The 26,178-nt window shown below is 61.1% G+C and carries 23 protein-coding genes; 1 reads left to right on the top strand and 22 read right to left on the bottom strand.

The features are described 5' to 3' along the window. Window positions 1-107: 107 nt before the first annotated feature. From IB245_RS07890 to arnB, 8 genes are read right to left on the bottom strand one after another with little or no spacing between them, the layout of a single operon-like run. On the bottom strand, window positions 108-1,487 hold the full coding sequence (locus IB245_RS07890) for a UDP-glucose dehydrogenase family protein (RefSeq protein ID WP_008038398.1): 1,380 nt from the start codon (window positions 1,485-1,487) through the stop codon (window positions 108-110). Continuing rightward, on the bottom strand, window positions 1,484-1,885 hold the full coding sequence (arnF, locus tag IB245_RS07885) for a 4-amino-4-deoxy-L-arabinose-phosphoundecaprenol flippase subunit ArnF (RefSeq protein WP_008026471.1): 402 nt from the start codon (window positions 1,883-1,885) through the stop codon (window positions 1,484-1,486). Before arnF ends, IB245_RS07890 begins: the two co-directional genes overlap by 4 nt. Continuing rightward, on the bottom strand, window positions 1,882-2,226 hold the full coding sequence (gene arnE, locus IB245_RS07880) for a 4-amino-4-deoxy-L-arabinose-phosphoundecaprenol flippase subunit ArnE (RefSeq protein ID WP_192227224.1): 345 nt from the start codon (window positions 2,224-2,226) through the stop codon (window positions 1,882-1,884). The genes arnF and arnE overlap by 4 nt, the downstream gene beginning before the upstream one ends. Then, on the bottom strand, window positions 2,223-3,872 hold the full coding sequence (arnT, locus tag IB245_RS07875) for a lipid IV(A) 4-amino-4-deoxy-L-arabinosyltransferase (protein ID WP_192227223.1): 1,650 nt from the start codon (window positions 3,870-3,872) through the stop codon (window positions 2,223-2,225). Before arnT ends, arnE begins: the two co-directional genes overlap by 4 nt. Continuing rightward, window positions 3,869-4,753, bottom strand: a complete 885-nt coding sequence (gene arnD / locus IB245_RS07870) for a 4-deoxy-4-formamido-L-arabinose-phosphoundecaprenol deformylase (RefSeq protein ID WP_192227222.1) — start codon at window positions 4,751-4,753, stop codon at window positions 3,869-3,871. Before arnD ends, arnT begins: the two co-directional genes overlap by 4 nt. Continuing rightward, window positions 4,753-6,744: a bifunctional UDP-4-amino-4-deoxy-L-arabinose formyltransferase/UDP-glucuronic acid oxidase ArnA gene (arnA, locus tag IB245_RS07865; RefSeq protein WP_192227221.1), complete on the bottom strand. Its 1,992-nt coding sequence runs from the start codon at window positions 6,742-6,744 to the stop codon at window positions 4,753-4,755. The genes arnD and arnA overlap by 1 nt, the downstream gene beginning before the upstream one ends. Then, on the bottom strand, window positions 6,741-7,760 hold the full coding sequence (gene arnC, locus IB245_RS07860; RefSeq protein ID WP_192227220.1) for an undecaprenyl-phosphate 4-deoxy-4-formamido-L-arabinose transferase: 1,020 nt from the start codon (window positions 7,758-7,760) through the stop codon (window positions 6,741-6,743). Before arnC ends, arnA begins: the two co-directional genes overlap by 4 nt. Beyond that, window positions 7,757-8,905, bottom strand: a complete 1,149-nt coding sequence (gene arnB / locus IB245_RS07855; protein WP_192227219.1) for a UDP-4-amino-4-deoxy-L-arabinose aminotransferase — start codon at window positions 8,903-8,905, stop codon at window positions 7,757-7,759. The genes arnC and arnB overlap by 4 nt, the downstream gene beginning before the upstream one ends. 433 nt (window positions 8,906-9,338) lie before the next feature. On the opposite strand from arnB, the gene xerC reads away from it, so the two are divergent. After that, window positions 9,339-10,229 (top strand): tyrosine recombinase XerC, encoded by an 891-nt coding sequence (xerC, locus tag IB245_RS07850; RefSeq protein ID WP_008038408.1) that lies wholly within the window; start codon window positions 9,339-9,341, stop codon window positions 10,227-10,229. Here xerC and IB245_RS07845 read toward each other — a convergent pair. The 14 genes from IB245_RS07845 to IB245_RS07780 all read right to left on the bottom strand — a co-directional run bounded on the left by IB245_RS07845 (window position 10,226) and on the right by IB245_RS07780 (window position 26,045). Beyond that, on the bottom strand, window positions 10,226-11,296 hold the full coding sequence (locus IB245_RS07845) for an ABC transporter ATP-binding protein (RefSeq protein WP_192227218.1): 1,071 nt from the start codon (window positions 11,294-11,296) through the stop codon (window positions 10,226-10,228). The genes xerC and IB245_RS07845 overlap by 4 nt on opposite strands. Next, complete coding sequence (locus IB245_RS07840) at window positions 11,293-12,891, bottom strand: ABC transporter permease (protein ID WP_192227298.1); 1,599 nt, start codon at window positions 12,889-12,891, stop codon at window positions 11,293-11,295. Before IB245_RS07840 ends, IB245_RS07845 begins: the two co-directional genes overlap by 4 nt. 3 nt (window positions 12,892-12,894) lie before the next feature. Continuing rightward, the gene (locus IB245_RS07835) at window positions 12,895-13,908 is read right to left on the bottom strand and encodes an iron ABC transporter substrate-binding protein (RefSeq protein ID WP_008026448.1); all 1,014 of its coding nucleotides are present in this window, start codon (window positions 13,906-13,908) and stop codon (window positions 12,895-12,897) included. Window positions 13,909-14,100: 192 nt separating this feature from the next. Continuing rightward, window positions 14,101-14,856 carry an ABC transporter ATP-binding protein gene (locus tag IB245_RS07830; RefSeq protein ID WP_192227217.1) on the bottom strand — a complete coding sequence of 252 codons (756 nt, stop codon included), beginning with the start codon at window positions 14,854-14,856 and terminating at the stop codon, window positions 14,101-14,103. Further along, on the bottom strand, window positions 14,850-15,911 hold the full coding sequence (locus tag IB245_RS07825) for a FecCD family ABC transporter permease (RefSeq protein ID WP_192227216.1): 1,062 nt from the start codon (window positions 15,909-15,911) through the stop codon (window positions 14,850-14,852). The genes IB245_RS07830 and IB245_RS07825 overlap by 7 nt, the downstream gene beginning before the upstream one ends. Beyond that, on the bottom strand, window positions 15,908-17,095 hold the full coding sequence (locus tag IB245_RS07820) for an ABC transporter substrate-binding protein (protein ID WP_192227215.1): 1,188 nt from the start codon (window positions 17,093-17,095) through the stop codon (window positions 15,908-15,910). Before IB245_RS07820 ends, IB245_RS07825 begins: the two co-directional genes overlap by 4 nt. Window positions 17,096-17,160: 65 nt before the next feature. Continuing rightward, the gene (locus IB245_RS07815; RefSeq protein WP_192227214.1) at window positions 17,161-19,590 is read right to left on the bottom strand and encodes a TonB-dependent receptor; all 2,430 of its coding nucleotides are present in this window, start codon (window positions 19,588-19,590) and stop codon (window positions 17,161-17,163) included. A 102-nt stretch (window positions 19,591-19,692) separates the two neighbouring features. Further along, the gene (locus IB245_RS07810) at window positions 19,693-20,670 is read right to left on the bottom strand and encodes a FecR domain-containing protein (protein WP_192227213.1); all 978 of its coding nucleotides are present in this window, start codon (window positions 20,668-20,670) and stop codon (window positions 19,693-19,695) included. Beyond that, entirely contained in the window at window positions 20,671-21,186 is a 516-nt protein-coding gene (locus IB245_RS07805) for a sigma-70 family RNA polymerase sigma factor (RefSeq protein ID WP_008026436.1), read from the bottom strand. 77 nt (window positions 21,187-21,263) lie between these two features. Then, window positions 21,264-22,508, bottom strand: coding sequence for an MFS transporter (locus tag IB245_RS07800; protein ID WP_192227212.1), 1,245 nt, complete (start codon window positions 22,506-22,508; stop codon window positions 21,264-21,266). 79 nt (window positions 22,509-22,587) lie between these two features. Then, complete coding sequence (locus IB245_RS07795; protein ID WP_192227211.1) at window positions 22,588-23,148, bottom strand: membrane integrity-associated transporter subunit PqiC; 561 nt, start codon at window positions 23,146-23,148, stop codon at window positions 22,588-22,590. Window positions 23,149-23,165: 17 nt separating this feature from the next. Beyond that, the gene (locus tag IB245_RS07790; RefSeq protein WP_008038427.1) at window positions 23,166-24,821 is read right to left on the bottom strand and encodes an intermembrane transport protein PqiB; all 1,656 of its coding nucleotides are present in this window, start codon (window positions 24,819-24,821) and stop codon (window positions 23,166-23,168) included. After that, on the bottom strand, window positions 24,802-25,452 hold the full coding sequence (locus IB245_RS07785; protein WP_192227210.1) for a paraquat-inducible protein A: 651 nt from the start codon (window positions 25,450-25,452) through the stop codon (window positions 24,802-24,804). The genes IB245_RS07790 and IB245_RS07785 overlap by 20 nt, the downstream gene beginning before the upstream one ends. Continuing rightward, window positions 25,449-26,045, bottom strand: a complete 597-nt coding sequence (locus tag IB245_RS07780) for a paraquat-inducible protein A (RefSeq protein WP_192227209.1) — start codon at window positions 26,043-26,045, stop codon at window positions 25,449-25,451. Before IB245_RS07780 ends, IB245_RS07785 begins: the two co-directional genes overlap by 4 nt. Window positions 26,046-26,178: the final 133 nt, after the last annotated feature.

The following is a 26,178-nucleotide window of genomic DNA, read 5'->3' as shown; positions in this document are numbered from 1 at the left end:
GTAGGAGCTGGCTTGCCAGCGATAGCAATCAAAAGATCACCACAAAGTCCAAGGTCCTCATCGCCGGCAAGCCGGCTCCTACAGTGTTTTGAGTAGGCCTCTGTCAATCACGCAACAACTGAAGCCACTGGCCATTGTTGATGCGGAATCGGTAACTTGCGCGAGTCGCCTCGCCCCATCGGAAAGTACATAAACCCGCTGCGCGCCAACCGGTCTGCGTCATACAGATTGCGTCCATCGAATATCACCGGCGCTTTCAATCGTTGCTGGATCAGATTGAAATCCGGCGCCTTGAACTGCTGCCATTCGGTGCAGATGATCAACGCATCGGCGCCGGCCAGCACCGATTCCGGGGTGCCCATGAGCATCAGCTTCGCTTCGTCGGGATACAAATGCTGGGTTTCCTGCATCGCCTCCGGGTCGAACGCCCGCACGCTGGCACCGGCGGCCCACAGCGATTCCAGAAGTACCCGACTCGGCGCGTCGCGCATGTCGTCGGTGTTGGGCTTGAACGCCAGGCCCCACACAGCAAACGTCTTGCCGCGCAAATCGCCTTTGTAGAATGCGTTGATGCGCTCGAACAGTTTGTGTTTCTGCCGCTGGTTGATGGCTTCCACCGCTTGCAGCAGGTCGCTGGAGCAATGCGCTTCCTCGGCGCTGTGGATCAAGGCGCGCATGTCTTTGGGGAAACACGAACCGCCATAACCGCAGCCGGGGTAGATGAAGTGGTAGCCGATGCGCGAATCGGCGCCGATGCCCAGCCGCACAGATTCGATGTCGGCACCGAGGTGTTCGGCCAGTTCGGCGATCTGGTTGATGAAGCTGATCTTGGTCGCCAGCATGCAGTTGGCGGCGTACTTGGTCAGCTCGGCGCTGCGCAGGTCCATGAACATGATCCGGTCATGGTTGCGGTTGAACGGTGCGTAGAGGTCGCGCATGACATCGCGCACGTCATCGTTTTCGCAACCGATGATGATACGGTCCGGGCGCCGACAATCGGCGACAGCCGAACCTTCTTTCAAGAACTCCGGATTGGAGACGATATCGAACTGCAGTAACCGGCCGACCTTGATCAGGCACTTGTCGATGTGCGTGCGCAAGGTATCGCCGGTGCCCACGGGGACGGTGGATTTCTCCACCAGAATCACCGGCTGCTCGCGGTGGCGGGCCACCGCTTCACCCACCGACAGCACGTAGCGCAAATCCGCGGAACCATCGTCCCGGGACGGCGTGCCCACCGCAATGAACAACACCTGACCGTGTTGCACCGCGAATTTTTCATCAGTGGTGAACTGCAACCGCTTGGCCTCCAGGCTTTCGCGCACCAGGCTGGCCAGCCCCGGCTCGAAAATGCTCACGTGGCCTTGCTGCAGCAACTCGACTTTTTTCTCGTCGATGTCCATGCAAACCACGTCGTGGCCGACTTCAGCCAGGACAGCGGCCTGCACCAGGCCGACGTAACCGCTACCAAATACACTGATTTTCATAGGTCACTCCTGAGTGTGGACGCGTGAGCAGGTCGAGCGTTGATGGTGATGACGCCCAGAATGACCAGGGCCACCCCGAGGCTTTTGGAAAGGCTGAAGTCTTCGTTGAACACTGGCAGGACGGCGGCCAGCAGGTACACCAGCGCGTAGCTGATGCTCAGCAGCGAGTAAGCCCGGCCCAGCGGCACATCGCGCAGGGCCACGAGCCAGCTGAGCATCGACAGGGCGTAAGCGAGGATGGCGGCCAGCACCACGGCGACGGCGCTCGGGTCGAGGCTGGCGGTCAGCAAGTGCTCCGGTGACGGCAGGCGCGTCATGCTCCAGCGCATGCCCAACTGCGCGGCACTGCCGAGCAGCACGCTGCCCAGGGCGAAGGCGATGCCCCGGCGCAGGCTCATGCGTTCAACCCCAGCAAAATCACGCCGCCGATCACCAGCGCTACGCCCAACCAGTGGCGGCGGTCGATGGTTTCGTGGAAGACAAAGCGAGCGATCAGGGTGATCAGCACAAAATTCAGGCTCAACATCGGATAGGCGACGCCGACTTCAAGTCGCTGCAACACCAGCAGCCACACCAGCAAACCCGCGCCCAGCGCGGCGAGGGCCAGCCACAGCCATGGCGAGCGCAGTTTTTCGCCCCAGCCCGACGTCTTGCCGCGCCAGTTCTCCACGGCGTATTTCTGGGCGATCTGACCCAGGCAGGTCAGCAGGCAGGCCGCCAATACCAGCAACAGGCTCATGTCGCACCCTGAGGGAATATCAAAATCACAAGGTTGCCTTGTTCATAGCGTTTGCCATCCTTGGGCAAGCGGTCGATTTCACGCAGCTCGTCTTCACCCTTGACCCGCATCAGCACGCCTACCGAGCCACGCTGACGGGCGTCGTGCATCCACTGTTGCACGCGATCAGGGTCGACGCGTTGCGACGCGCCGTCAGGATAAGCGAGGCCATATTTCAGTTCGCCTATCGTGTTGTACAACGCCACGTCCGGGCGTTTCAGGCGCCAGGCCAGGGCCGAAGCGGCGCCCAGATCGTTGCTCAACAAACTGGCGGTCTCGCCGAGCTCCCGGGCATGCTCAAGGACAAACTGGTCGGGCATTTTGTTCGCCACCACCGATTCGGGTATGGCCGCCGGCAAGACCCCGACCAGCAGCAGGCTGCCGAAGGCCGGCGCCGCCCAGCATTGCAAGGGCCGGAACGCTTGCAGCAGGTTGGCCATGATCCAGCCGATCAGGCCGATGAACACCAGCACCAGGTTGTGCAACTCGTGGTCGTACAGCGGTTTTTTCAGTTGCAGGTACACCAGCGTGAAGAGGGTGGTCAGGCCCAGCATGAGATTGAGCAAACCATTGAGGCCCAGTACCCGGCCTTGCTCCAGCCGCAAGCGATCCGCCAGCGCATGCCCCAGCAGCAAGGCCAGTGGCAGCAGGCACGGCATGATGTAGGTGGGCAACTTGCCGTTGCTCAGGCTGAAAAACAGCAGCGGCATCAGCAACCACAACAGCAGGAAAGCGATGTTTGCCTGCCTGCGGGTTTGCCATGCCTGACGAAGTGCAGACGGCAGCAGCACCACCCACGGCAGACTGAACGCCACCAGCAACGGCAGATAAAACCACCACGGCGCGTCATGCTGCGCGTCCTCACTGGCGAACCGGCGGATGTGCTCGTGCCAGAAGAAAAACCGCCAGTAATCGGGCTCCTGCGCGTGCACCGCCAAGGCCCAGGGCAGGCTCACGGCGATGGCCACGGCAATTGCCAGCGGGCCGTAGATCAACAGTTCACGCCAGCGTTTTTGCCAGAGCATCCAGGGCAGGGCGATCAGCACCGGCAGCAGCCAGGCGAGAAAGCCCTTGGTCAGGAAGCCCATGCCACAGGCCAGGCCCAGTGTTGCCCAGGCAATCAGGCGTCGGGCGTGGGTGGCGCTATCCAACGCAAACCACAAGGCGACCAGGCTCAGGTTGACCCAGAAAGTGAACTGCGGATCGAGATTGGCGTAGCCGGCTTGCCCGGCGACCACGGTGAAACTCATGTACAGCAACGCGCAGGCAAAGCTTTTGCGTGGCTCGTTCCACAGCCGGCGAGCGATCAAGTAACACAGCATCACACTGAGCCCGGTACTGATGGCCGAAGCAATCCGCACCCCGAACAGATTGTCGCCAAACAGTGCCTGGCCAAGGGCGATCATCCAGTACCCGGCCACCGGTTTTTCGAAATAGCGCAGGCTCATGAAATGCGGCGAGATCCAATTGCCGCTCAAGAGCATGTCCTGGCTGATCTGCGCGTAACGGGTTTCATCGGGAATCCACAGACCGTGGGTGCCCATTGGCAGCAGGTAGCCCAGCAGGAAAAGTCCCAGCAGCAGCGGCAGTACCCAGCGTTTACTCATGCACCTTGCACTCCCAGCCAGCCTTCACGGCCGTCGAGCGTGCCGCGCAGTACGCGACCGGTCGGCAAGGTGCCTGGCGCCTTGGGCAGCCATTCGCCCAAGGGTTGAAAACGGATACCTCGCTGGCGCGCAGCGGCCAGCAGTTGACGAAAATCGTTGGCCATCAGAATCCCTTCTACTTCGGCGTGGATCGTATAGACGTTGAGTTTTTCCGGGGAGAATCGATCGAGAATGAACCCGTTGAAGTCCTTGGCCGCGAGCGTTGGGCCAACCACTTCATCGAAGGTCGGCAGGTCCACCGGAATCTGCGGCGCGCCCAGATCACCCTCGGCCAATATCGGGCGGAACAGACTGTGGCCACGGCAATCGCTGTTGTAGCGAAAGCCGAAAGCCTGCTTGGCCTCGATCACGCGCTCGTCCGCGCGCCAACCGGCGGCTGCCGAACATTCGATTTTTTGCCCGAGGATGTCGCCGAGCGTGTCCACGCCCTGGCGGATCTGCTCGATCAACTGCGCGTCGCTCCAGCGCCCGGCATTGGCCTGCCAGCCGTGGTGATCCCAGGCATGCAGGCCGACTTCATGACCTGCATCCCGGGCCTGGCGCATCAAGTGCCCGAGGTCGCGGCCAATGGGTTTGCCCGGCCATGCGGTGCCGGCCAGCAGGATGTCCCAGCCGTACAGCCCGGCGGCGTTGGAGCGCAGCATCTTCCACAGGAACTGCGGACGGATCAGGCGCCACAAGTGGCGCCCCATGTTGTCCGGCCCGACGCTGAAGAAAAAAGTCGCTTTGACCTGGGCTTCATCGAGCATCTCCAGCAGCCGGGGCACTCCTTCCCGAGTACCCCGGTAGGTGTCGACATCAATCCGGAGGCCTGCCTGCATCAGCGCTTGTCCGCGATTTCGAGCATCGCTTCACGCAAGAAGAAATCCAGGGTGTTGCCGATGGTTTCGCTCATCTGCACGGTCGGCGCCCAGTCCAAAAGACGCTTGGCGTTGTCGATGCTCGGTTTGCGGTGGGACACGTCCTGGTAACCGGTGCCGTAGAACGCCTTGCTTTCAACGTCGCGGAAGCCGGCGAACGGCGGGAAGTTGTCGCGCAGCGGGTGGGCTTCGAACTGGCGCAGCAGCTCTTCGCCCAACTGACGGATGCTGGCTTCGTTGTCCGGGTTGCCGATGTTGATGATCTGGCCGTTGCAGGCATCGTTGTCGTTATCGATGATCCGCGCCAACGCTTCGACGCCGTCTGCAATGTCGGTGAAGCAGCGTTTTTGCTCACCACCATCGAACAGGCGAATCGGCGTGCCTTCCACCAGGTTGAGGATCAGTTGCGTGATCGCCCGGGAGCTGCCGATGCGTGCCGAGTCCAGTCGATCGAGGCGCGGGCCCATCCAGTTGAAGGGGCGGAACAGGGTGAAGTTCAGGCCTTTCTGGCCGTAGGCCCAGATCACCCGATCGAGCAATTGCTTGGAGATCGAGTAGATCCAGCGTTGCTTGTTGATCGGCCCGACCACGAGGTTGGACGTGTCTTCGTCGAACTTGGCGTCCTGGCACATGCCGTAGACTTCCGAGGTCGACGGGAAGATCACGCGCTTGTTGTATTTGACGCAGTAGCGCACCAGTTTCAGGTTTTCTTCGAAGTCCAGTTCGAACACGCGCAGCGGGTTGCGGGTGTACTCGATCGGCGTGGCGATCGCCACCAGCGGCAGGACCACGTCGCACTTCTTGATGTGGTACTCGATCCACTCGGAGTGGATGCTGATGTCGCCTTCGACGAAGTGGAAATGCGGATGGCTGCGCAGGCGTTCGATGGCGTCCGAGCCGATATCCAGGCCGTAGACCTCGTAGCGGTCGTCACGCAGCAGACGCTCTGACAGGTGATTGCCGATGAAGCCGTTGACGCCGAGGATCAGCACGCGGGTGCGACGTGGCGCGCGCCCTGATTCGGCACCGCGCAGCACCGAACCGTCGACCAGCCCCAGTTCGTTGGCCAGTTGCGAGCCGCTCAGGTACAAACCGTTGTCGTTGCGTTGACCGGCAGTGATCACCAGCGAGTCTTCGCCGCAGGCAATGCGCAGCGGATCGACGCTGATGACCCGGCCCGGTGCCTGACCTTCGTTGCCCTGGGCGACTTCGGCGCTCCACACAATCAGTTTGTGCTCACCCACCGCGCAGAACGCGCCGGGATAAGGCTGGGTCACGGCGCGTACCAGATTGAACAGTTCTTCGGCCGGTTTTTGCCACATCAACTTGCCGTCGGCAGGCGTGCGGCGACCAAACACCGTGGCTTCCGATTCGTCCTGCGGGGTCTCGCTGACTTTCCCGGCGAGCAACGCTGGCAGCGTGTCGCGCAGCAGGTCGGTGGCGGCCACGCGCAACTTGCCGTGCAGGCTCAGCGCCGTGTCGCTGCGCTCTATCGCGACTTTTTTCTGGGCGAGAATCGCGCCGGCATCGGCCCGTTTGACCATGCGGTGCAGGGTCACGCCGGTTTCGCTTTCGCCATTGACCAGCACCCAGTTGGCCGGCGCACGACCGCGATAGCGCGGCAGCAACGAACCGTGCAGGTTGAACGCGCCCTTAGTGGCCGTGGCCAGCAACGGCTCGCTGAGCAGGTGGCGGTAATAAAACGAGAACAGGTAATCGGGGTTGAGCTTGGCGATGCGTTCGATCCACAGCGGATGATTGACGTCTTCCGGCGCGTGCACCGGGATCCCCTGACGGGCGCACAGTTGCGCAACCGAGCCGTAGAAGGCGTTTTCCTGCGGATCATCGGCATGGGTGAACACGGCGGCAATCTCGTAACCGCTGGCGAGCAGGGTTTCGAGGCCGGCACAGCCAATATCGTGATAGGCGAAGACAACAGCTTTTGCGCTCATGAGAGAACCTGATCTGAAGAGGTGGAAGTGAGGCCGTCGACGGTGACCACAGGCGCCGGGGTGGCCGGCTGGCCGCGCAGGACTTTTTCGATGAAGAACCGCGGACGGGCGCGAACGTCGCTGTACATGCGCCCGAGGTACTCGCCCAAAAGACCCATGCCGATGAACTGGCCGCCGGTGAACACGAACAGCACGGCGAACAGCACGAACGTACCGTCACCGGCCCAACTGGCGCCGAACACCAGTCGCAGGACGATCAGCGCCATGGCGAATGCCACGCCCAGTCCGGCCATGGCGAAGCCGACAATGCTCAGCAACCGCAGCGGCGTGGTGGTCATGCACGTGATCAGGTCGAACATCAGATTGATCAGGCGCATGGGGCTGTACTTCGATTCGCCGTGTTCGCGCTCGGCGTGGGTCACCAGGATTTCCGTGGTGTGCCGGGCAAAGCTGTTGGCCAGGATCGGAATGAACGTGCTGCGTTCACGGCAGGCGAGCATGGCGTCGACAATGGTCCGGCGGTAAGCCCGGAGCATGCAGCCGTAGTCGCTCATGGCGACGCCCGTGGAGCGCTGCACGGCGAGGTTGATCAGCTTCGACGGCCAACGGCGCAGGGCCGAGTCCTGGCGGTTGTTGCGCACCGTGGCGACCACGTCATAGCCGAGTTCGGCCTGAGCCACCAACCGTGGAATTTCTTCGGGCGGGTTTTGCAGATCGGCATCGAGGGTGATGACGACATCGCCCTTGCACTGCTCGAAACCGGCCATGATTGCCGCGTGCTGGCCGTAATTGCGGTTGAGAATGACCGCCACCACCGGGCTGCACTCGCGACTGGCGGCTTCTTCAAGTATCTGCGCCGAGTGGTCGCGGCTGCCGTCGTCGACCAATACGATTTCATAGTCATGGTGCAATTGCTGGCACGCCGCCTCGGTGCGCCTGAGCAGTTCGGGCAGGCTGTCCTGTTCGTTGTAGACCGGGATGACAATTGACACACAACGGATCGGATAAGGTTTCACAGGCGTCTGTCCACAGTGTTTTCGATGGCGCTGACCACACGGTCGACGTCGTCGTGGGTCATGTCGGGGAACAACGGGATCGAACACAGGCGCGCCGAGTTCCATTCGGTGTTGGGCAGGTAGATGTTGGGGAATCGCCGGCGGTAGTAGGTGTGCAGGTGAGTGGCGATGAAGTGAATGCCGGTGCCGATGTTTTGTTCCTGCAGGGCTTTCATGAACGCCTCACGGTCCAGCCCGCAGCGTTCGGTATCGATGCGCAGGATGAACAGGTGCCAGGCGTGCTGCTGCGGGTAGGCCGGAATCGCCAGTGGTTGCACCGGTGAGCCTTCCAGCCGTTGCAGGTAAGTCTTGGCCAGTTCGGTGCGCTTGGCGTTGATCTGGTCCAAGCGCTCCAGTTGCACCAAAGCAATGGCGGCATTGGTGTCGGCCAGGTTGTATTTGAACCCCGGCTCGATCACTTGGGCCTGGGGTTTGCGGCCGTGGGTCAGGCGGTCGTAGGCATCGACGCCGAGGCCGTGAAACTTGAGCATGCGCACTCGACTGGCCAGCGCTTCATCATCCGTGACGAACATCGCGCCCTCGGCGCAGGTCATGTTCTTGATCGCGTGGAACGAGAAGATCGCCGTGCCTTTCGCGCCGACGTGACGATTTCTGTAGAGGGTTCCGGCGGCGTGGGCGGCGTCTTCAATAACGGGGATGCCGTGTTTGTCGGCCAACGCATAGAGCGGGTCGAGATCGAACGCGGCGCCGGCATAATGCACCGGAATGATTGCCCGGGTGCGCGGGGTGATGGCCGCTTCAATGTGCTCCATGTTGCTCATCAGCGTGTCGCGGTCAACGTCGACGAACACCGGTGTCGCGCCCAGCAGGCAGATCATGTTGGCGGTGGAGACCCAGGTCTGGGACGGGGTGATCACTTCATCGCCGGGACCAATGCCCAAGGCCAGTAATGTGACGTGCATGGCGCCGGTCGCCGAGGAAAGTGCCACGGCATGACGGCAGCCCACGTAGTTGGCGAAGTGTTCTTCCAGTTGCTGGTTTTTCGGTCCGGTAGTGATCCAGCCGGAGCGCAATACTTGCTCTACGGCAGCCATTTCTTCATCGCCGATACTGGGGCGGGAGAAGGGGAGAAAAGCCTGACTCATGGGCACCTCAAGGCTGTTGGCTTAGTGGTGTGGCTCTAGATAGTTATTGGATCCAATTTCAGCGTAGCCGAATAATCTAAAGCTGCATCAATGAGTTGACTCATCATGCTGACAATCCGCTTTCATTGACTTTTCCTGCCTGGACCGGCAGGTTGGGAGCCCCTTGCGGCTCACCGTATTCATAAGAGGTTAGGCGCGTTTTTGTGAAAGGAACATGAAAAACCAGTCGGCGAATCGTTTTTCTGACAGCTATTAAGCCCGTGTTCAGACTACTGCCGTTCATCGCGTTTTTAGTAGAAAGGTCCTACAGAAGTGTTCCGCTTTATATGAAGGATGTTTCAATCCTTAGTTGTTTTAATGATCTGTTTCCACTCAAGGCCGTTTTGTTTTGATTGACTTACCTGTTGCTGATTCAACTGCTGCAAAGAGCCCGATGACCGTGTATCTGGCGCGACTGGCGCCGTCCAGCCAACTGACCATGCGTTATGTGTTGCAGGATGCCGCCGACCGTCTGGGCTTCGAAGACATGAACGTCGAGGAAATTCCCTGGCACGAGCTTCAGCCCGAGGATGTGATCGCGCTGGTCGCGGCACTGCGTGAGGATGGCTACGCGCCGAATACGTCGTCGCTGTACGTCAACGCTGTGCGCGGGGTGATGAACGAAGCGTGGCGCATGAGCCTGATCAGCCAGGAACACTTGCTGAAAATGCGTTCGGTCAAGGGGATTGCCGGAACGCGGCTGTCCCAAGGGCGCAACCTGCGACGCTCGCTGATTCAGGAAATGATGGCGGTCTGTGCCGCGGACCCACGGCCACAGGGCCTGCGAGACGCGGCGATCATCGGGATTCTGTATGGCTCGGGCATGCGTAAATCGGAATCGGTGAACCTGGACCTCGATCAGGTGGATTTCACCGAGCGCAGCCTGCGGGTGACCGCCAAAGGCAACAAGCAATTGATCAAATACGCACCGGCCTGGGCATTCGCCAAACTGGATGCCTGGCTGGAGCTGCGCCGTTCGCAGCTCAAGGAAGGCGAAGTGGACGATCCGTTCCTGTTCAATCGCATTCGCCGTGGCAGCCACATCACCCGTGAGCGCATCACCAAGCACGCGATCTATTACATCGCCCGCCAGCGCGGTGCGCAGGTCGGGGTGAAGATCATGCCCCACGATTTTCGCCGCTCGTTCATTACCCGGGTGATCGAGGAACACGACTTGTCGATCGCGCAGAAACTCGCCCATCACAGCAATATCCAGACAACCGCCAACTACGACGTGCGGGATGATAACGAGCGGCGACGGGCCGTGGATCGTTTCGACCTTTAAGCTTCGCTCAACACGTGGGCGTGACCGATGGTCGAGACGTGCACCGCACTGCCGGTGGGTGGCGCGTACAGGCCCGAACTGCGCACCATGAGCGTGCGACCGGGCTGTTCGGCGGATGGCGGCGACTCCAGTTCCACGGTCAAGGTGCAGGTATTGCCGCTGAAATCCCGTTCGGTCACCACCGCGCGGCACCCAGTGGCCTCCACCGCGCTCGGCACGATGCCGACCACTTGCAGCTGCTCGGGCCGCAGCATGATCTGCGCGCAACGGTTGTTGCGATGGTTGTTGACCGGGATCCGCCCCAGATCACAATGCGCCCAGCCAGCCTCGATCCTGGCGGGCATGACCACCGCATCGCCGAGGAACAGCGCGGTTTGTTCGTCACCGGGGTAGCGGTAGAGGTCCAGTGGATGACCTGACTGCACCAGTTGGCCATCGCGCATGACCGCCAGTTGATCGGCAAACGACAGCGCCTCACTTTGATCATGGGTCACCAGGATGGTGGTGACCCCGGCGTCTGCCAGCAACCGCGCGACCAGTTTGCGCATGGCCGCGCGCAAGCCGGTGTCGAGCGCGGAAAACGGCTCATCAAGCAACATCAGGCGTGGCTGTTGCGCCAGTGCCCGCGCCAGAGCCACACGTTGTTGCTGGCCGCCGGAAAGCTCGTGGGGCCAACGATTGGCCATGCTGGAATCCAGTGCCACGCTGTCCATCAGTTCAGCAATACGCTCCTGTTTTTGCGCACCCTTGATCGACAAGCCGAAACCGATGTTGGCGGCCACGGTCATGTGCGGGAACAGGGCGCCGTCCTGCGGGACATAACCTATCTGGCGTTGGTGCGCCGGGACCTCGAGGGTGTCGTCCACCAACGTCTGGCCGTTGAGTGTCAGGCGACCCCAGTCCGGAAACTCGAAACCGGCGATCATGCGCAACAAGGTGGTTTTGCCCGAACCGGAAGGCCCGACGATCACCGTACGGCTGCCCGTTGGCACCGACAGGCTGATGTTTTCCAGGGCGCGTTGCGAGCCATAGGATTTGCAGATCGAATGCAGTTCAAGAGCGTTCATCGGCCAGCCGTTTTTTTGGATTGGTGATAGAGGAGCCCGGTCAACGGAAGTGACAGCAGGATCATCAGCAAGGCATAAGGCGCGGCAGCGGCGTAGTCGATCTCGCTGGTCAACGCCCAGAACCCGGTCGCCAGCGTGCGCGTGCCGTTCGGTGCGAGCAGCAAGGTGGCGGTCAATTCATTGGTGATCGCCAGAAACACCAGCGCGGCACCCGCGGCTGCACCGGGCGCGGCGAGGCGCAGGGTGATCAGCCACAGTGCGCGGCCGGGCGAGCGACCGAGACTGCGCGCGATGTTCTCCAGCTCCACCGGCGCCTGGGCGATACCCGCCCGCAAGCTGACCAGCGCACGGGGTAAAAACATCAGCAGATACGCCAGCAGTACGGTGATCGTGGTCTGATAAATCGGCCGGGCGAAATGTACCGTGACGGTCACCAAGGCCAGGGCGACCACAATGCCCGGCAATGAGCTGGTGATGTAGTTGCAGCTTTCGAGGACCCGTTGTAGCCGCCCCGGCGAGCGGATCGACAGCCAGGCAATCGGAATCGCCGCGCAGGTGGTGAGAGCCGCACCCGCAATCCCCAGCAGCAGCGTCTGTTGCAGTGCCGGCATCAAATCGGCCATCTGCCAGACGTGCACACCACCGGCGATCAGCCACTTGCCCAAGGTGATCAACGGCACCCCGAGCGCGAGGGCGCAGGTCACGATTTGCAAGGTCAGCGCGAGTACCGTGGGCACCTTTTTCAGGCGCACGAGCTGCTGCTCCCGGGCGCTTCCGGAACCGACGCGGGCATAACGCGCATTGCCACGCGCTGTCGATTCAACGGTAAGCATCGCCAGGCAGCACAGCGCGAGAACACTGGCCAGCATGTTCGCGGCAGGTCCGTTGAAGGTGGATTTGAACTGATCGAAGATCGCCGTGGTGAAGGTGTCGAAGCGGATCATCGCGTACAGGCCATATTCGGCCAGCAGGTGCAGCCCCACCAACAAGGCGCCGCCGCAAATGGCCAGGCGCAACTGCGGCAGCACGACGCGAAAAAACACGGCCCAGGGCTTGAGCCCCATTGATTGCGCGACATCTTCAATGGCCGGATCGAGCCGACGCAAAGTCGCCGCAATCGGCAAGTAGAGGAAGGGGAAGTAGGCGATGACCGACACCAGAACCCCGGCAAACAGCCCGTGAATCGGCGGCACCAGGCTGACCCAGGCATAGCTGTGGACGAATGCCGGGACCGCCAGCGGCGCGGTCGCCAGTAACGACCACCAGCGTCGCCCCGGCAGATCGCTGCGCTCGGTCAGCCAGGCCAGTGTCACGCCCAGCGCGATGCACAAGGGGATCGTGATCAACACCAGCAACACCGTATTGATCAACAGCTCGCCAACCCGTGGCCGGAACACCAGTGCCAGCAAGGTCGACCAGCCAGTTTGCACGGACACGCCGATGACAAAGGCGATGGGCAGCAGCGCGAGCAGAGAAACCAGCACCGACAAACCGATCACCCACGCACCGCCGCGACCCACGAACAATCCGCGGGAGCGGCGGCGTAAAGTTGCGGGAATCGCCTCAGCGACGCCCGCCGGTAATGTTTCAGGTATCAATTAGAGCAGTCCGGCCTGAGTCATCAGCTCCACGGCTTTTTTACTGTCGAGTTTCGAGGCGTCGACTTTCGGCGCGTCGAGCTGCTGCAGCGGCACCAGTTTGGGGTTGGATTCAGCGTTCTTGCCTACAGCGTATTCATAGGAGTTGCCAGTCTTGAGGATCGCCTGGCCGTCTTTGCCGGTGACCCACTTCAGGAACGCCTGGGCTTGATCCTTGTGTTGGCTGGACGCCAGGACACCGCCACCGGAAATACTCACAAACGCGCCCGGGTCTTTGTGCTTGAAGTAGTGCAGGGCGGTGTTCTTGCTGTTCTCGCCGGTCTTGGCCTGATCACCGAAGCGGTAATAGTGATAAATCACGCCGCTGTCAATTTGCCCGGCGTTGACCGCTTTGAGCACCGAGCTGTTGCCCCGGTACGCGGTAAAGTTGTTTTTCATGCCCTTCAGCCACTCAAGCGTGGCGGCTTCGCCCTTGAGCTCCAGCACGGCGGCGACAATCGCCTGGAAGTCGGCACCAGCCGGGGAGGCCGCCCAACGGCCTTTCCACTTGGCGTCGGCGAGGTCCATCAGCGACTTCGGCAATTCGGCTTCGGGCAGTTTGCCCGGGTTATAGACAAACACCGTGGAGCGCGCCGCGATCCCGACCCATTTGCCATGGGCCGGACGGTAGGCTGCGTCGACTTGCTCCAGGGTGGTCGGCGCCACTGGCGCAAACAGCCCGGCGTTGTCCACCAGCACCATGGCCGGGGAGTTTTCGGTCAGGAACACGTCAGCCGGGGAGGCCGCGCCTTCCTGCACGATCTGATTGCCCATTTCCGTGTCGTCGCCATTGCGTATCGTGACCTTGATCCCGGTCTCCTTGGTAAAACCTTCGACCCAGGCTTTGGTCAGGCTTTCGTGCTGGGCGTTGTAGACCACGATACCGTCGGCATCGGCGGCGTAGACGTGGCCGGCGCTCAGCAGGGCAGTGGCCAGCAGGGCTTTTTTCAGGAAAGAGGGGATATGGCGATTCATGCTTCGGGCAGCTCCTGTTTTTTTGGGCGTCATGCGCAGGAATTCGCGGTTCAACCAATGCGAATCATTTGCATGTTTCGGATCGCTGGAATGTAGTGGGTACAATGAGAAAAAAACGTTAAATAAACCGTTAATACATGTCATTTTCATTCAGATTAGCAGTGACTCAGCGCCTTGCGCGGTCGATCTGATTCAAACGATGTCGTCGATCAGGATATGGCGCTGGCCACGGCTGCAAATCTCGATTCTGGCTTCGACCTCGTAGACCTCGCGCAGCATCTGTTCGGTGATCACTTCATCGCTGGGGCCGCTCCCCCGGGAGGTTCCATTGGCAATCACCAATACCTGATCGGCAAAGCGTAGCGCTTGATTCAGGTCATGGATGGCAATAAATACAATGACTTCGCGTTTGCGTGCCAGTGCGCGCATGAAGTTCAGCACTTGCACCTGCCGATGCATGTCCAGCGCGCTGGTCGGTTCGTCCATCAGCAGGATTTCCGGTTCGCGCACCAGCGTTTGTGCGATCGATACCAATTGCTGCTGCCCGCCACTGAGTTCACCGAGGTTGCGAAAGGATAGTTCGGTGATGCCGAGCGCGTCGAGAATCTGGTCCACGAGTTTCAGCTCGTCGTCGTGAACGACCCATCCCGGCGTCAGTTGTTTGCGGGCCAGCAGCACGGATTCGTAGACGGTCAGCCGGGCACTGGCATTCAAGCCCTGAGGCATGTAGCTGATGCCCTGTGGCCCCTTTTTCGAGCCCTGCAAGTTGACCTGTCCCGGGCCGTCAATCAGCCCGGCCATGCGTTTGAACAGGGTGGATTTACCCGCTGCATTGGGCCCGACCACTGCGACCACCTGGCCACCGATAAACGTTGCCGTGGTCACGCCGCTAATGATTTCGCGCTGGCCATAGCGGGCGCCAAGGTTTTCAAGCTGGAGCTTCACCATGTGTTTTTCTTCCCGCCAAGGATCAAAGAGATGAAGAACGGCACGCCGATCAGCGAAGTGACCACGCCAATAGGGAAAATCGCGCCGGGGATCAGGGTTTTGCTGACCACCGAACTGGCGGACAGAATCAGCGCACCGGTCAGCAATGACGCCGGCAAAAAGAACCGTTGATCTTCACCAATCAGCATCCGGGCAATGTGCGGGCCGACCAGCCCGATAAAACCGATGGTGCCGACGAAGGCCACCGGAAACGAGGCGAGCAGGCTGACCATGATCAGCGTCTGGAAGCGCAAGCTGCGCACGTTGATCCCGAAGCTCGCGGCTTTGTCATCGCCTAAGCGCAGGGCCGTCAGGGCCCAGGCCCGTTTGGCGAAAATCGGCAGGGTTATGAGGATCACCGCGCAAATCACCCCGAGTTTTGGCCAGGTGGCTTTGGTCAGGCTGCCCATGGTCCAGAACACTACGGCCGCCACCGCTTGCTCGGTGGCAAAAAACTGCACCAGTGCCAACAACGCGTTAAACGTAAACACCAGGGCAATGCCGAGCAACACGATGGTTTCGGCGGTTACGCCGCGACGCATGCTCAGAAAGTGGATCAGCAGCGCGCAAAGCATGGCCATGATGAACGCGTTCAGCGGCACCATGTACTGCGCCGCCAGCGGGAACAGCGCCACCCCGAAAGCCAGTCCCATTGCCGCGCCAAAACTGGCGGCAGCAGAAAGGCCCAGGGTGAACGGGCTGGCCAGCGGGTTGTTGAGGATTGTCTGCATCTGCGCACCGGCCAGCGACAGCGCCGCGCCGACCGCAACCGCCATCAGCGCGACCGGCAAGCGGATGTCCCACATCACCACCCGCACTTGCGCCGACGCCGTGTCCGGTGAAAACAGGGCGCCAAGCACTTCCTTCAGGCTGTAACTGGCCGGACCCAGCGCCAGATCGAGCAGCACGCTGAACACCAGCAACACCGCCAGCGCCACCAGGATCAGCCGTTTTCGCAGGACTCGTTGACGGTACGTCACGCTCTGCGCAATAGGCAGTTCACCTAGCGAACTCATGGCTTGCCCCCGGTTTTCTCAAGGCTGACGAAGTAGCCCGGCTGGTAGGGCACGGGCAGGAAGCGCTCGTGGAGTTCGCGAAACGCGGCGTCGGGATCCAGATCGGCAAACAGCGCCGGATGAAACCACTTGGCCAATTGCTGGATGGCCACAAACTGGTAGGGGCTGTTGTAGAACTGGTGCCAGATGGCATGAAACGCTTGATCGTTCTGCGCCTTGATACCGGCGTAGGCCGGGCGTTGGGTGTACCAGGCCAGTTTGTGTCGCGCTTGTGTCAGGTCCGCGCCCGGTCCGACGCCTACCCAGCGACCGCCGGGCGCAAAGGCTTCCCAGTTGGCGCTGGTGACGACCACTTGATCCGGGTTGGCGACGATCACCTGTTCGGGGTTCAACTGGCCAAAGGTGTTCGCAATGATGCTTTTGGCGATGTTGTTGCCTCCGGCCATGTCGACAAACAGGCCGAAATTCTCGTTGCCGAAACTCAGGCAACAATCGTCGGTGTACCCACCGATTCGCTCGATGAACACCGTGGGCCGCGCAGGGTGTTTGGCCTCGATGACGTCGGTGACACGACGGATCTGTTGATTGCGAAAATCGATAAACGCCTCGGCGCGCTCTTCCTTGCCAAACAACTGGCCGAACAGGCGCATGGTCGGCTCGGTGTTTTGCATCGGGTTGTTGCGAAAATCGACGTAGACCACCGGGATTCCCAGCGCGTCGAGCTTCTCGATGTAGCGCGCATCTTCGGTGGCGTGCTGCGCTTCGATGTTCAGGACGATGACGTCCGGTTGTTGCGAGATCGCTTGCTCGATGTCGAAGGTGCCGTCTTCAAAGCCGCCGAAGGTGGGAATCCTGGCGATGTCGGGGAACTTGCGCAGGTAGGCGCCGTAAGTATCCGGGTCGGACTGAATCAAGTCCTTGCGCCAACCGACGATGCGCTCGATGGGGTTTTGCGTATCCAGCGCGGCGACCAGGTACAACTGGCGCCCCTCGCCGAGAATCACCCGCCTGACCGGGAGGTGAACCTTGACCTTGCGGCCCAGCAGGTCAGTGACCGTGACGGCGGCGGGATCCGGATTCGCCGCGAGCGCGGTGCGCGGCGCCAGGGAAAACCACACCACGCCCAGCAGTCCCGCCAATAGCAGGGCCGCGAAGGCGTGGCGGCGTGGATGAACAGATGCCATGGTTGAAACCTTTACAGGTAGCCAGACCGGGCAACGGCTCAGGCCGTTGCCCGGGGCTGAACGTTTCAGAAGTCGACGGTGGCCGACAGTTGCAGGGTGCGCGGCGAACCTTGTGAGAAGGCGCCATAGGACGCGACACCGGACCAGTACTCACGGTCGAAAACGTTCTGCACCGTGGCCCGGAATGTGGTCGGACGCTCCGCGATGCGCGTGGCGTAACGTGCGCCAACATCGAAGCGGGTCCATGGGTCGAGTTCCTGGGTGTTGGCCTGGTTAACGTATTGGCTGCCGGTGTAGATCGCGCCGCTGGTCAGCGTCAAACCTTCGATCCACGGCGTATCCCACTCGGCCCACAAGTTGGCCTGGACCTCGGGCACGCCCACCGGTTTGTTGCCGCGATTGGCAACGGTTCCGGTCTTGGTCAGTTCAGCGTCGAGGACGGTGACGCCACCGAGCAGGCGAGTGCCTTGGGCGATCTCGCCAAACACGTTCAACTCCACGCCCCGGTTGCGCTGTTCACCTTGTACCGAGAACACGCCGGAGGCCAGCTCGCCGCTGGGTTTCTTGATCTGGAACAGGCTCAGCGTGGAGGTGAAGGTGCCGTAGTCGACCTTGACCCCGACTTCCTGCTGGCGGGAAATGTATGGCGCGAAGATCTCGCCGGAGTTCGACGCGGTGGCCGGGGCGATGTCGCCCTTGCTCAAGCCTTCGATGTAGTTGTAGTAGAACGACACGTGGTCCCAGGGCTTGACCACCACCCCGAACAGCGGCGTGGTCTCGCTTTCGTCATAAGACGTGGTGACGGCGCCGGCCGCGTTGAAGTTGTCGGATTCGATGTTCTGCTTGCGCAGGCCGACAGTGACCTGCAAGCGCTCATCCAGTACCGAAAGGGTGTCGGCCAACGCCACGCCCGACAGTTCTGTCTCGGAAACTTTGAGGGCATCCGGTTCGGCAATGGACGGTTTCGGACGGTCGATCGGGTGGTACATGTTCGACAGCACGGCCGGGCCGGAAATGATGCCGCGTTTCAGTTCGTCGCGGTAACGGGTGACCTGCAACGTGGTGCTGTGGCTGATCGGGCCGGTGTCGAAGCGCAGGCGGGCACCGGCGTCGACGGTGTAGCGCTCGACTTCGAATTTGTAGTAGCCCGGGATTGAAGAGGTGTCACCCGCGTTGTTGAGAATGGTCGGGGTCTGATCAGACATCCGCTTCACGTCCGACCGGCCGCCACCGGCGTGGGCGAACACGGTCAAGGTGTCGTTGAGGTCGTACTCGGCACCGAGCAGGGCCGATTTATCGCGGGTTTCGGCCCATCCCCAGTCCTGGCTCACGTTGGTGCGGCCGTTGGCGGCGGAGGGAATCTCCACGCCCGAGGCGATGAGAAACGGACGGGACGCGGCGTCGAATTGTTCTTTCTGGCTGATCAGGTCCAGGGTGGTTCGCAGGCGATCACCCTGATAGTCCAGGGAGATGGCACCGATGTCGACGTCCCGGGATTGATCGTCGATGGCCGTGTCACCTTGCTGGGTGCTGCCGTTGACGCGCACACCGAAGCGGCGTTCTTCGCCGAAGCGCCGGCTGACATCGACGTGGCCGCCGATCTGCGAATCCATGGCGTAGCTGGCGGTGAAACGGGTCAGGTCCTCATCGAGAGAACGCTTGGGGACTACGTTGATCACGCCACCGACACCGCTGTTGGGCGACATGCCGTACAGCAGGGCGCCGGGGCCCTTGATCACTTCGATACGCTCGGCGTATTCGGTGAAGACCCGGTAGTTGGGCGCAACGCCGTACACCCCGTCGAACGCCAGTTCGCCGAGGTTGCCTTCGCCCACCGGGAAGCCGCGAATGAAGAAGGAATCGACAATGCCGCCGGTCTGGCCAGTGGAGCGTACCGAGGAGTCGCGCTCCAGCACATCGGCCACTGTCACGGCCTGCTGATCTTTCATTAATGTCGAGGTGTAGTTGCTGACGCTGAACGGCGCGTCCATCACGTCCTTGTTGCCCAGCATGCCGAGACGCCCGCCACGGGCGACCTGACCGCCCGGGTAGGCTGGCGGCAAGCTGCCCTTGCGACCGTCGGTGCCGTTGATCGTGGTTTCGGCAAGGGTCAGATCCCCCTCGCTGTTGGCCGGGACCGGCGCCAGGGTGTAGCTGCCATCAGTGCGCGGCACTATTTGCAGGCCGCTGCCGGACAACAGTCGGGTGATCGCTTCCTGGGTCGAGTACGTGCCGGAAAGCCCCGGGCTCATCAGGCCCTCGGTCATCGATGGCTGGAATGACAGCGCAATGCCGGCGTCCACAGCGAACTTCGACAAGGTTGCCCCCAGCGGGCCGGGGGCAATGCTGTAGGCGCGGGTCGCAGTGGCATCCAGTGACGCTGGCGCGGCAAGGGCAACGGGGCAGGCGACGCCGGTCAGGGCAAGGCTTAGCAACGCGCTGCGGATAGCCAGCTTGAGTGAGCGATCCGAACGCAGAGGGCGTGCAACGAACATGGAGTGATGACCCTTTCGACGAGGTTGAGAAGTTCTTCCTTTCCTTGCCAGTCGAGATCAAAAAAAGTATCACCCGCTCAGCCATTTTTTTTTGCGCGAGGTTCAGGCGGGGGAGAGCGTCACCCAATAACCGCTCAAGTGGCCGGTTGCGAGCACCGGGTAGGTTTGCACCAGCATGTTCAAGGTGCGTTGGGTATCGCTGATGGGGAACGCGCCAGAAATGCGCAGATCGGCAATCGCCGGATCACAACGCACGAAGCCTTTGCGATAACGCGCCAGTTCCGCGATGAAGTCGGCCAGACGCATGTTGTCGGCCATCAGCATGCCTTGGGTCCAGGCGCTGACGGAGCGATCCACCGGGTTCAGCAGGCCGAAAGCCTGCGATGAAAAGTCGGTGCGTTGCCCGGCATTGACGATCAAGGGCGTTACGCCGTTGCCACCAGGCAGTTCAACCCTGACAGCGCCGTCCAGTACCGCGAGCTGAGTGCGGGTTTGCAGTTCGCGCACCGTAAACCGCGTGCCCAATGCCTGCATTCGCCCCTGACGGGTGGTCACCAGAAACGGTCGGGACTGGGGGGCTACATCCGGCGCGGTCTGCACCAGGATTTCACCTTCACGCAAATTGATCAGCCGTTGACGGGCGTCGAACAGCACATCGATTGCCGAGTCGGTATTGAGTGTAATGCGCGAGCCATCGGCCAGCGTCAACTCGCGTCGCTGGCCCACGGCAGTCCGGTAGTCGGCCGACCATTGTCGGGATTCGACCAGCTTCCAACTGCCCCAACCGGCGGGTAACACGGCCAGCATTATCGCCAGTTTGCCGAGGGCCACGCGGCGCTCGGGATTGCTCGGGCGATCCAGCGCCGACATCGCCAATGAAGGGGGCAGGCCGCCCAGTTTGCTTTGCAGCAGTTGGGCGCGGCCCCAGGCGCGGCTGCGTTCAGGGCTGCTGACACGCCAGCATTCCCACTCGGCGCGCTCGGCATCGTCAAGGTCGCCTTCGCTGATGCGCATCAGCCACTCGGCCGCTTCGTCGAGTACTTGCGGATCAATCTGAGTGGGCGTGGCGTAGGTCGACATTCATTCCACCAGCATCAGGCATTGAACGAAGGCCTGTTTCATGTAGCGCTTCACGGTGATCAGCGACACGTCCAGTTGCGTGGCGATGTCGTCGTATTTCAGCCCGCTGATCTGCGACAGCAGGAATGCGCGTTTGACCAGCGGCGGCAGGGCGTCGAGCATCGCGTCGATTTCGTGCAGGGTTTCCAGCACGATGAAACGCAATTCGGGCGAGGGCGCTTCAGGGGCAGGCAACAGCGCGAGGGCATCCAGATAGGCGCGTTCAAGCGCCTTGCGCTGATACCAATTGACCAGAATGCCCTTGGCCACACAGCTCAGGTAGGCCCGGGGTTGTTCAATGACCGCGACCCTGGAAGCCAGTATGCGTGTGAAGGTGTCTTGCGCCAGGTCCGCCGCATCCATGGCGTTGCCCAGTTTTTTGCGCAGCGTGGCGTACAACCAGCCGTGATGGCCGGTATAGAGGGCCTCGATCGCGCGCAGATGATTGTGATGAGTCGCGGGCAGGGTATCGCTCATGGATGATAATTTTTAGCGATTGAGAAGTATTCACAATCCTAAGTGACTGCGCCCCTGCGGCGCAAGGGGGAGGCTGATCAGTCGCAGCGTGGCGCTTCGTCCGGTTGCAACAGTACTGATCGATAACGCAAGGCGACAATGAGCACCAAGGCCATTGCGTAGGCGAGGCAAACGATCAGATAGGTGTATTGCAGGCCGTAGACCTGGCTGAGCAAACCGCCCAGGGAAATACCTGCGATGGAGGCCAGTTGCGCCGTGCTCTGAGCCACTCCCAGTACGTAACCCTGTTGTGAACTGTCGACCGTCTTGGAAATCAGCGCCATCAGCACCGGCGTCGTGGCGCCCAGCAGCACGCCCCACAGGAAGTAGGCCATGACAAACACGGCCGGGTTTCGGGTAAGGCCGGCGACGCCGGTCAGGCCGATGCAGCCAATGACAACCCAGGACATTCGCTGCAGGGTTTGCTGTTGCGTCCGGTGTTCGAAGTAGCGCGCCCAGCGTGTCGCCGAAAGGATGAAGCCCAGTGCCAGCAAGCCGTAACACAGGCCCGTGACCGAATTGCCGACCTCAAACACCGAGCTGACGTACAACGAAAACGATGTCTGCGGCAGCATCCGCGCCAACAGCAGAATGCCCATGACGCCCAGCAGCGACATCAGGGGCGAGCCCTGCCACACGCCGCGTGCCCGACCCGGCTGCGGCGCAGCATCCACCACCGGCGTTTTTTTCACGGGAGGCACATCCGGCAACGTCACGGCCGCCACCACGGTGCACACCGCGCAGAGCGCCGAAGCGATGAGATTGATCCAGAAAAAAGTCGCGTAATCGAGAATCAGACCGCCGACCACTGCGCCGAGCAACGAGCCGACGTTGGTGGAGATTTGCAGGATCGCAAACAGGCGGGCCCGCCGTGAGGGCGCCTCGATACTGACCCCGTAAGCCTGGGCTGGCGCGATATACCCGGCAAAGGCGCCTTGCAGGAAGCGCAGCAGCAGAATCACCCAGATATCACTGCACAGTGCCAACCCCAACTGAGTCAACGACAAACCGGCCAAGGCACGAATCATCATCAACTTGTGACCATAACGGTCGCCGATTCGGCCCCAGAAGGCGCTGGTCAGCATGATGCCCAGCATCGGGCCAACATACACGGCGATGCTGGCGAAACTGAACAGCGATTCCGACGTGGTCAGCCCGCGCAGGTAGACCGGCCAGAACGGGCCGCTCATTTCCATCGCACCCATGGAGATGAGCTGGATCGTGAACAGAAGATAAATCAGGATTCTGACGCTGGAACCCTGAAAAGTGCCTGAATGGAGCATCGGTCAGCCTCGGTGGTTGGCCGGCATCCTACGTGCTTTGCCATCGAGGGAAAACCATATCGGGCGTTCTGTATCGGTGTCAGTTGGCAGACGGACAGCCTCGCTGCGCAGTGGTTGCCGCCTGGCTGATCAACGCGGCCAGGCGTTTGACGTTGTTTTGCTGGGCCACCACCAAGTCATCAATGGAGGGGCCTGAAGGCGTCTGCAAGGTGCTGCGACAGGTAATCAGCGTGTTATCGCCTTCGCCGGGATTGCGCAGGCGCCATTTGACGTCGATCAAACCGTACTGCCCGGGAATCGAGTCAAAGCGTTGCACATCCAGACGTACCGATACTCTTCGCTGCGGACTGCTGTTGGCCAGTTGATCCACCAGAGCACTGCGCAACTCGTCCACCAGACTCGCAGCCCACCATTGGGTTTCGAGAATTGCCACACCGCTGTTGCCTTGGCGAATGACGATCTGCGGGCGATCGACCTGGGCCGGCACGCTGAGGCTTTCGATCTGGATTTCCCCGCCGTTGCCTCGTGCGGTGCCGCTCAATTGTGCCGGGGTCAGGGTGTGGAACTGAATCGGGTCACTGCGGCAGGCGGCGAGCAGTAGACACGCAGTGACCAAGGTAATCTTCAGCGGAAAAGCCATGGGTGTTGCTCCTGTGGTCAGTTGCGCGGTGGGCCCTGTAGGTCCGTCGGTGCTGCGTTATTGGGACGACCGCGAATCAGCGACTCTGGATGCCGGCCCAGGTAATCCGAGAGCTCACGCAGGGAGCGCGACATGCGCCCGAGTTCTTCCAGGGTCTGGGTCAATTGCTCGCGTTGCGGCGAGTCTTCGGCAAGGGTCGAGCTGGCCGATTGCAGGGTTTTGCTGACATCTGCCAGGGTGGTTTGCACGCCAGGCAGGGTCTTGGCGTTGAATTGCGCGAGGCCCTTGCGCAGCTCTACGAGGTTGCTGTCGAGGTTGCCGGCGATGCGCTCGATGGGCAGTTGGTTGATCTTGGTGACCATGCCTTCGAGTTTTTCCTGCAACTGTTCGAGGCTGCCAGGAATGGTGGGAATGCTGACAGGGCGGGCGGTCGGGTCGAACACGACTTTCTCCGCTTTGGGGTAGAAGTCGAGTGCGATGTACAACTGGCCGGTTAACAGATTGCCGCTGCGGGCCTGGGCCCGCAGGCCGTTTTCGATGAAGCTGCCCATCAACCGTACGCCGGCGGCTTCGTCATTGGGGTCATGCTTCAACGCTTCAAGCATTCTGGCGTGGGCCTGGCCGAGCCGTTGTGGGTAGATCACGATGCCGACGTTGACCGGAAAGCTGCGTTTTTTCGGGTCGAAATCCAGATTGACCGATACGACCCTGCCGAACTCGATGCCGAGGAATTCCACCGGTGCACCGACTTTCAGCCCGCGCAATGCCTGGTCGAAACGCAAACTCAGGAACTGCGCCTTGCCGCTGGGTGGGGCGAGGGCGGTTTGCTGGTCTTCGAACAGCTCGAAGCCTTTGTCCTCTAGCGCCGGTTTATCGTTGGGGCTGTATTCCGGAGCCCTGAACGCGATGCCGCCCACCAATATGGACGAGAGCGACTCGGTCTTCACCGAAAAACCGTTGGCGCCGACGTTGACATCAATGCCGCTGGCATTCCAGAACCGGGTGTTATCGGTGACGAAGGCATCGTTGGGCGAATGGATGAAGACTTCGAGATTCACCCCTTTGCCGTCGGCATCCAGGGCATAGGCGACCACTTGGCCGACCGGAATTTTGCGGTAGTAGACGGGGGAACCAATGTCGAGCGAGCCCAGGTCCTGGGTGTGCAGCGTAAAGCGCTTTCCGGGTTCGCCATAGGTAATGGGGGGTGGATTTTCCAGCCCGGTGAAATTCTTCGACCGGGCATTGGCCTGGCCGATATCGGCGCCAATGTAGTCCCCGGACAGCAGTGTATCGATGCCCGACACGCCGCCAGCACCGATGCGGGGCCGCACCACCCAGAATTGCGAGTCTTCGCGGGTGAAACTTTCCGCCTGCTTGGACAGTTTGATGGTGGCGTTGACGCTTTTCTGGTCGCCGCTCAGTTCCACGTCGGAGACATGCCCGATCACCACGTTGCGGTATTTGACTTCGGTCTTGTTGGCGGTCAGGCCGCTACCGGTCTTGAACGTGACGGTGATGGTCGGTCCTTCCTGCAAAATGCTGTGAACCACCAGCGAAATACCCACCAGCACCGCGACAATCGGCACGATCCACACCAATGAAACGCTGTAGCGGCGGGTCTTGATGGGGGCCTGCCCGGGAGCTTGCGGCCCGTCAGCGGCTTGAGACTTCATCCATGACCTCCTCGTTTTCGGAATGTTGCTGATCCCAGATCAGACGTGGGTCGAAACTCATCGCCGACAGCATGGTGAACACCACCACCAGACCAAAAAACAGAATGCCCGCGCGCGGTTCGATATCGGCCAGCGCCTGGAACTTCACCAACGAAGCCACCAGGGCGACCACGATCACGTCAAGCATCGACCAATAACCGATGAGCTCGACGAAACGGTACATTTTTGAGCGCTCCTTGCGCGCCCAATCACTGTTGCGCTGAACGGTCACCAGCAATAACGACAGGGCGACGAACTTGATGCCCGGCACCGCGATGCTGGCAATGAAAATGATCAGGGCGATGTCCCAGGCGCCGTGCTGCCAGAAATCCAGCACACCGCCCATGATTGTGCTGTCCGCGCCGCTGCCGACCATTTTGGTGTTCATCACCGGCAACACATTGGCCGGGATGTAAAACACCAATGACGTGATCAAGTAGGCCCAGGTTCGGGTCAGGGCGTTGGTTTTGCGCCGATGCAGCGGCGCACCGCAGCGTTCGCATTCGTGGGGGTCGCCGGTCATGTCACAGGCCAGGCCGCAGCTGTGGCAGAGACACAGGTTGAGTTCGCTGGCGACTGGTGGCGTGGTCATAAGACATCCCACAGTTCACGGACATCGCGCCCGGCGATGCGGATCATCATCAGGCTGAGAATGGCCAGTGCGAACAGGCCGATGCCGGGCAGGACGTCGAGCAACCCGGCAAGCTTGATCACCGCGACCATCGCCCCCAGCAGGCAGACTTCCAGCATGCTCCAGGGCCGCAGGGTTTCCAGCCAGCGCATACAGAATCTGAAACCCGGCGAACGACGGGAGGCGAGGGCAAAACTCAGGACCCAGATCAGCAGCAGCAACTGGAAAATCGGCGCGATGATCATGGCGATGGCCGCCACCATCGCGATGAAGGTAATCGGGCCCAGACTCAGGGCCTGTACCGAATCCCACAGCGTCGCGCTGTTTTTCAGGCCTTGCAGGCTGATGCTCATGACCGGGTAGAAATTGGCGAAAATCCACAGCATCAGCGCGGTGACGGTCAGCGCCAGCCGCTGCTCCACCGTCAGGCCGTTATAGCGCTGAAGCACGCCGCCGCAGCGCGTACAGAGGGTTTTCTGATGTTTGGCGAGCGTGACTTTTTGATACACGCAGTCGCAGTGCTCGCAGATGATCAGTTGGTCAGTCGTAGCCATAGGCCGCACTCGCCAGGAGGCAGGAAAGTCAGAGCACATCCTCAATATAGAAGTGCCTTGCGATTGAGCAAATTAAAAGGCGGACTTAAAGCTGACTTGCTGGTGATCGGGCCTCGAGTCCTGCACTGATCTT

It is taken from the genome of Pseudomonas sp. PDM02 (assembly GCF_014852285.1).
Classification (GTDB): domain Bacteria; phylum Pseudomonadota; class Gammaproteobacteria; order Pseudomonadales; family Pseudomonadaceae; genus Aquipseudomonas; species Aquipseudomonas migulae.
This window is presented reverse-complemented; position numbering and strand designations above follow the sequence as displayed.

Excerpts from the sequence above, each read along its gene's own strand:
- IB245_RS07830 (WP_192227217.1), bottom strand. The coding sequence starts at position 14,856 with ATGGTGAAGCTCCAGCTTGAAAACCTTGGCGCCCGCTATGGCCAGCGC.
- arnD (WP_192227222.1), bottom strand. The coding sequence starts at position 4,753 with ATGCAGGCAGGCCTCCGGATTGATGTCGACACCTACCGGGGTACTCGG.
- IB245_RS07890 (WP_008038398.1), bottom strand. The coding sequence starts at position 1,487 with ATGAAAATCAGTGTATTTGGTAGCGGTTACGTCGGCCTGGTGCAGGCC.
- arnB (WP_192227219.1), bottom strand. The coding sequence starts at position 8,905 with ATGAGTCAGGCTTTTCTCCCCTTCTCCCGCCCCAGTATCGGCGATGAA.
- IB245_RS07835 (WP_008026448.1), bottom strand. The coding sequence starts at position 13,908 with ATGAATCGCCATATCCCCTCTTTCCTGAAAAAAGCCCTGCTGGCCACT.
- IB245_RS07795 (WP_192227211.1), bottom strand. The coding sequence starts at position 23,148 with ATGGCTTTTCCGCTGAAGATTACCTTGGTCACTGCGTGTCTACTGCTC.
- IB245_RS07785 (WP_192227210.1), bottom strand. The coding sequence starts at position 25,452 with ATGACCACGCCACCAGTCGCCAGCGAACTCAACCTGTGTCTCTGCCAC.
- arnT (WP_192227223.1), bottom strand. The coding sequence starts at position 3,872 with ATGAGTAAACGCTGGGTACTGCCGCTGCTGCTGGGACTTTTCCTGCTG.
- IB245_RS07825 (WP_192227216.1), bottom strand. The coding sequence starts at position 15,911 with ATGAGTTCGCTAGGTGAACTGCCTATTGCGCAGAGCGTGACGTACCGT.
- arnA (WP_192227221.1), bottom strand. The coding sequence starts at position 6,744 with ATGAGCGCAAAAGCTGTTGTCTTCGCCTATCACGATATTGGCTGTGCC.
- IB245_RS07815 (WP_192227214.1), bottom strand. The coding sequence starts at position 19,590 with ATGTTCGTTGCACGCCCTCTGCGTTCGGATCGCTCACTCAAGCTGGCT.
- xerC (WP_008038408.1), top strand. The coding sequence starts at position 9,339 with ATGACCGTGTATCTGGCGCGACTGGCGCCGTCCAGCCAACTGACCATG.
- IB245_RS07810 (WP_192227213.1), bottom strand. The coding sequence starts at position 20,670 with ATGTCGACCTACGCCACGCCCACTCAGATTGATCCGCAAGTACTCGAC.
- IB245_RS07805 (WP_008026436.1), bottom strand. The coding sequence starts at position 21,186 with ATGAGCGATACCCTGCCCGCGACTCATCACAATCATCTGCGCGCGATC.
- arnE (WP_192227224.1), bottom strand. The coding sequence starts at position 2,226 with ATGAGCCTGTTGCTGGTATTGGCGGCCTGCCTGCTGACCTGCCTGGGT.
- IB245_RS07845 (WP_192227218.1), bottom strand. The coding sequence starts at position 11,296 with ATGAACGCTCTTGAACTGCATTCGATCTGCAAATCCTATGGCTCGCAA.
- IB245_RS07820 (WP_192227215.1), bottom strand. The coding sequence starts at position 17,095 with ATGGCATCTGTTCATCCACGCCGCCACGCCTTCGCGGCCCTGCTATTG.
- IB245_RS07800 (WP_192227212.1), bottom strand. The coding sequence starts at position 22,508 with ATGCTCCATTCAGGCACTTTTCAGGGTTCCAGCGTCAGAATCCTGATT.
- arnF (WP_008026471.1), bottom strand. The coding sequence starts at position 1,885 with ATGAGCCTGCGCCGGGGCATCGCCTTCGCCCTGGGCAGCGTGCTGCTC.
- IB245_RS07790 (WP_008038427.1), bottom strand. The coding sequence starts at position 24,821 with ATGAAGTCTCAAGCCGCTGACGGGCCGCAAGCTCCCGGGCAGGCCCCC.
- IB245_RS07780 (WP_192227209.1), bottom strand. The coding sequence starts at position 26,045 with ATGGCTACGACTGACCAACTGATCATCTGCGAGCACTGCGACTGCGTG.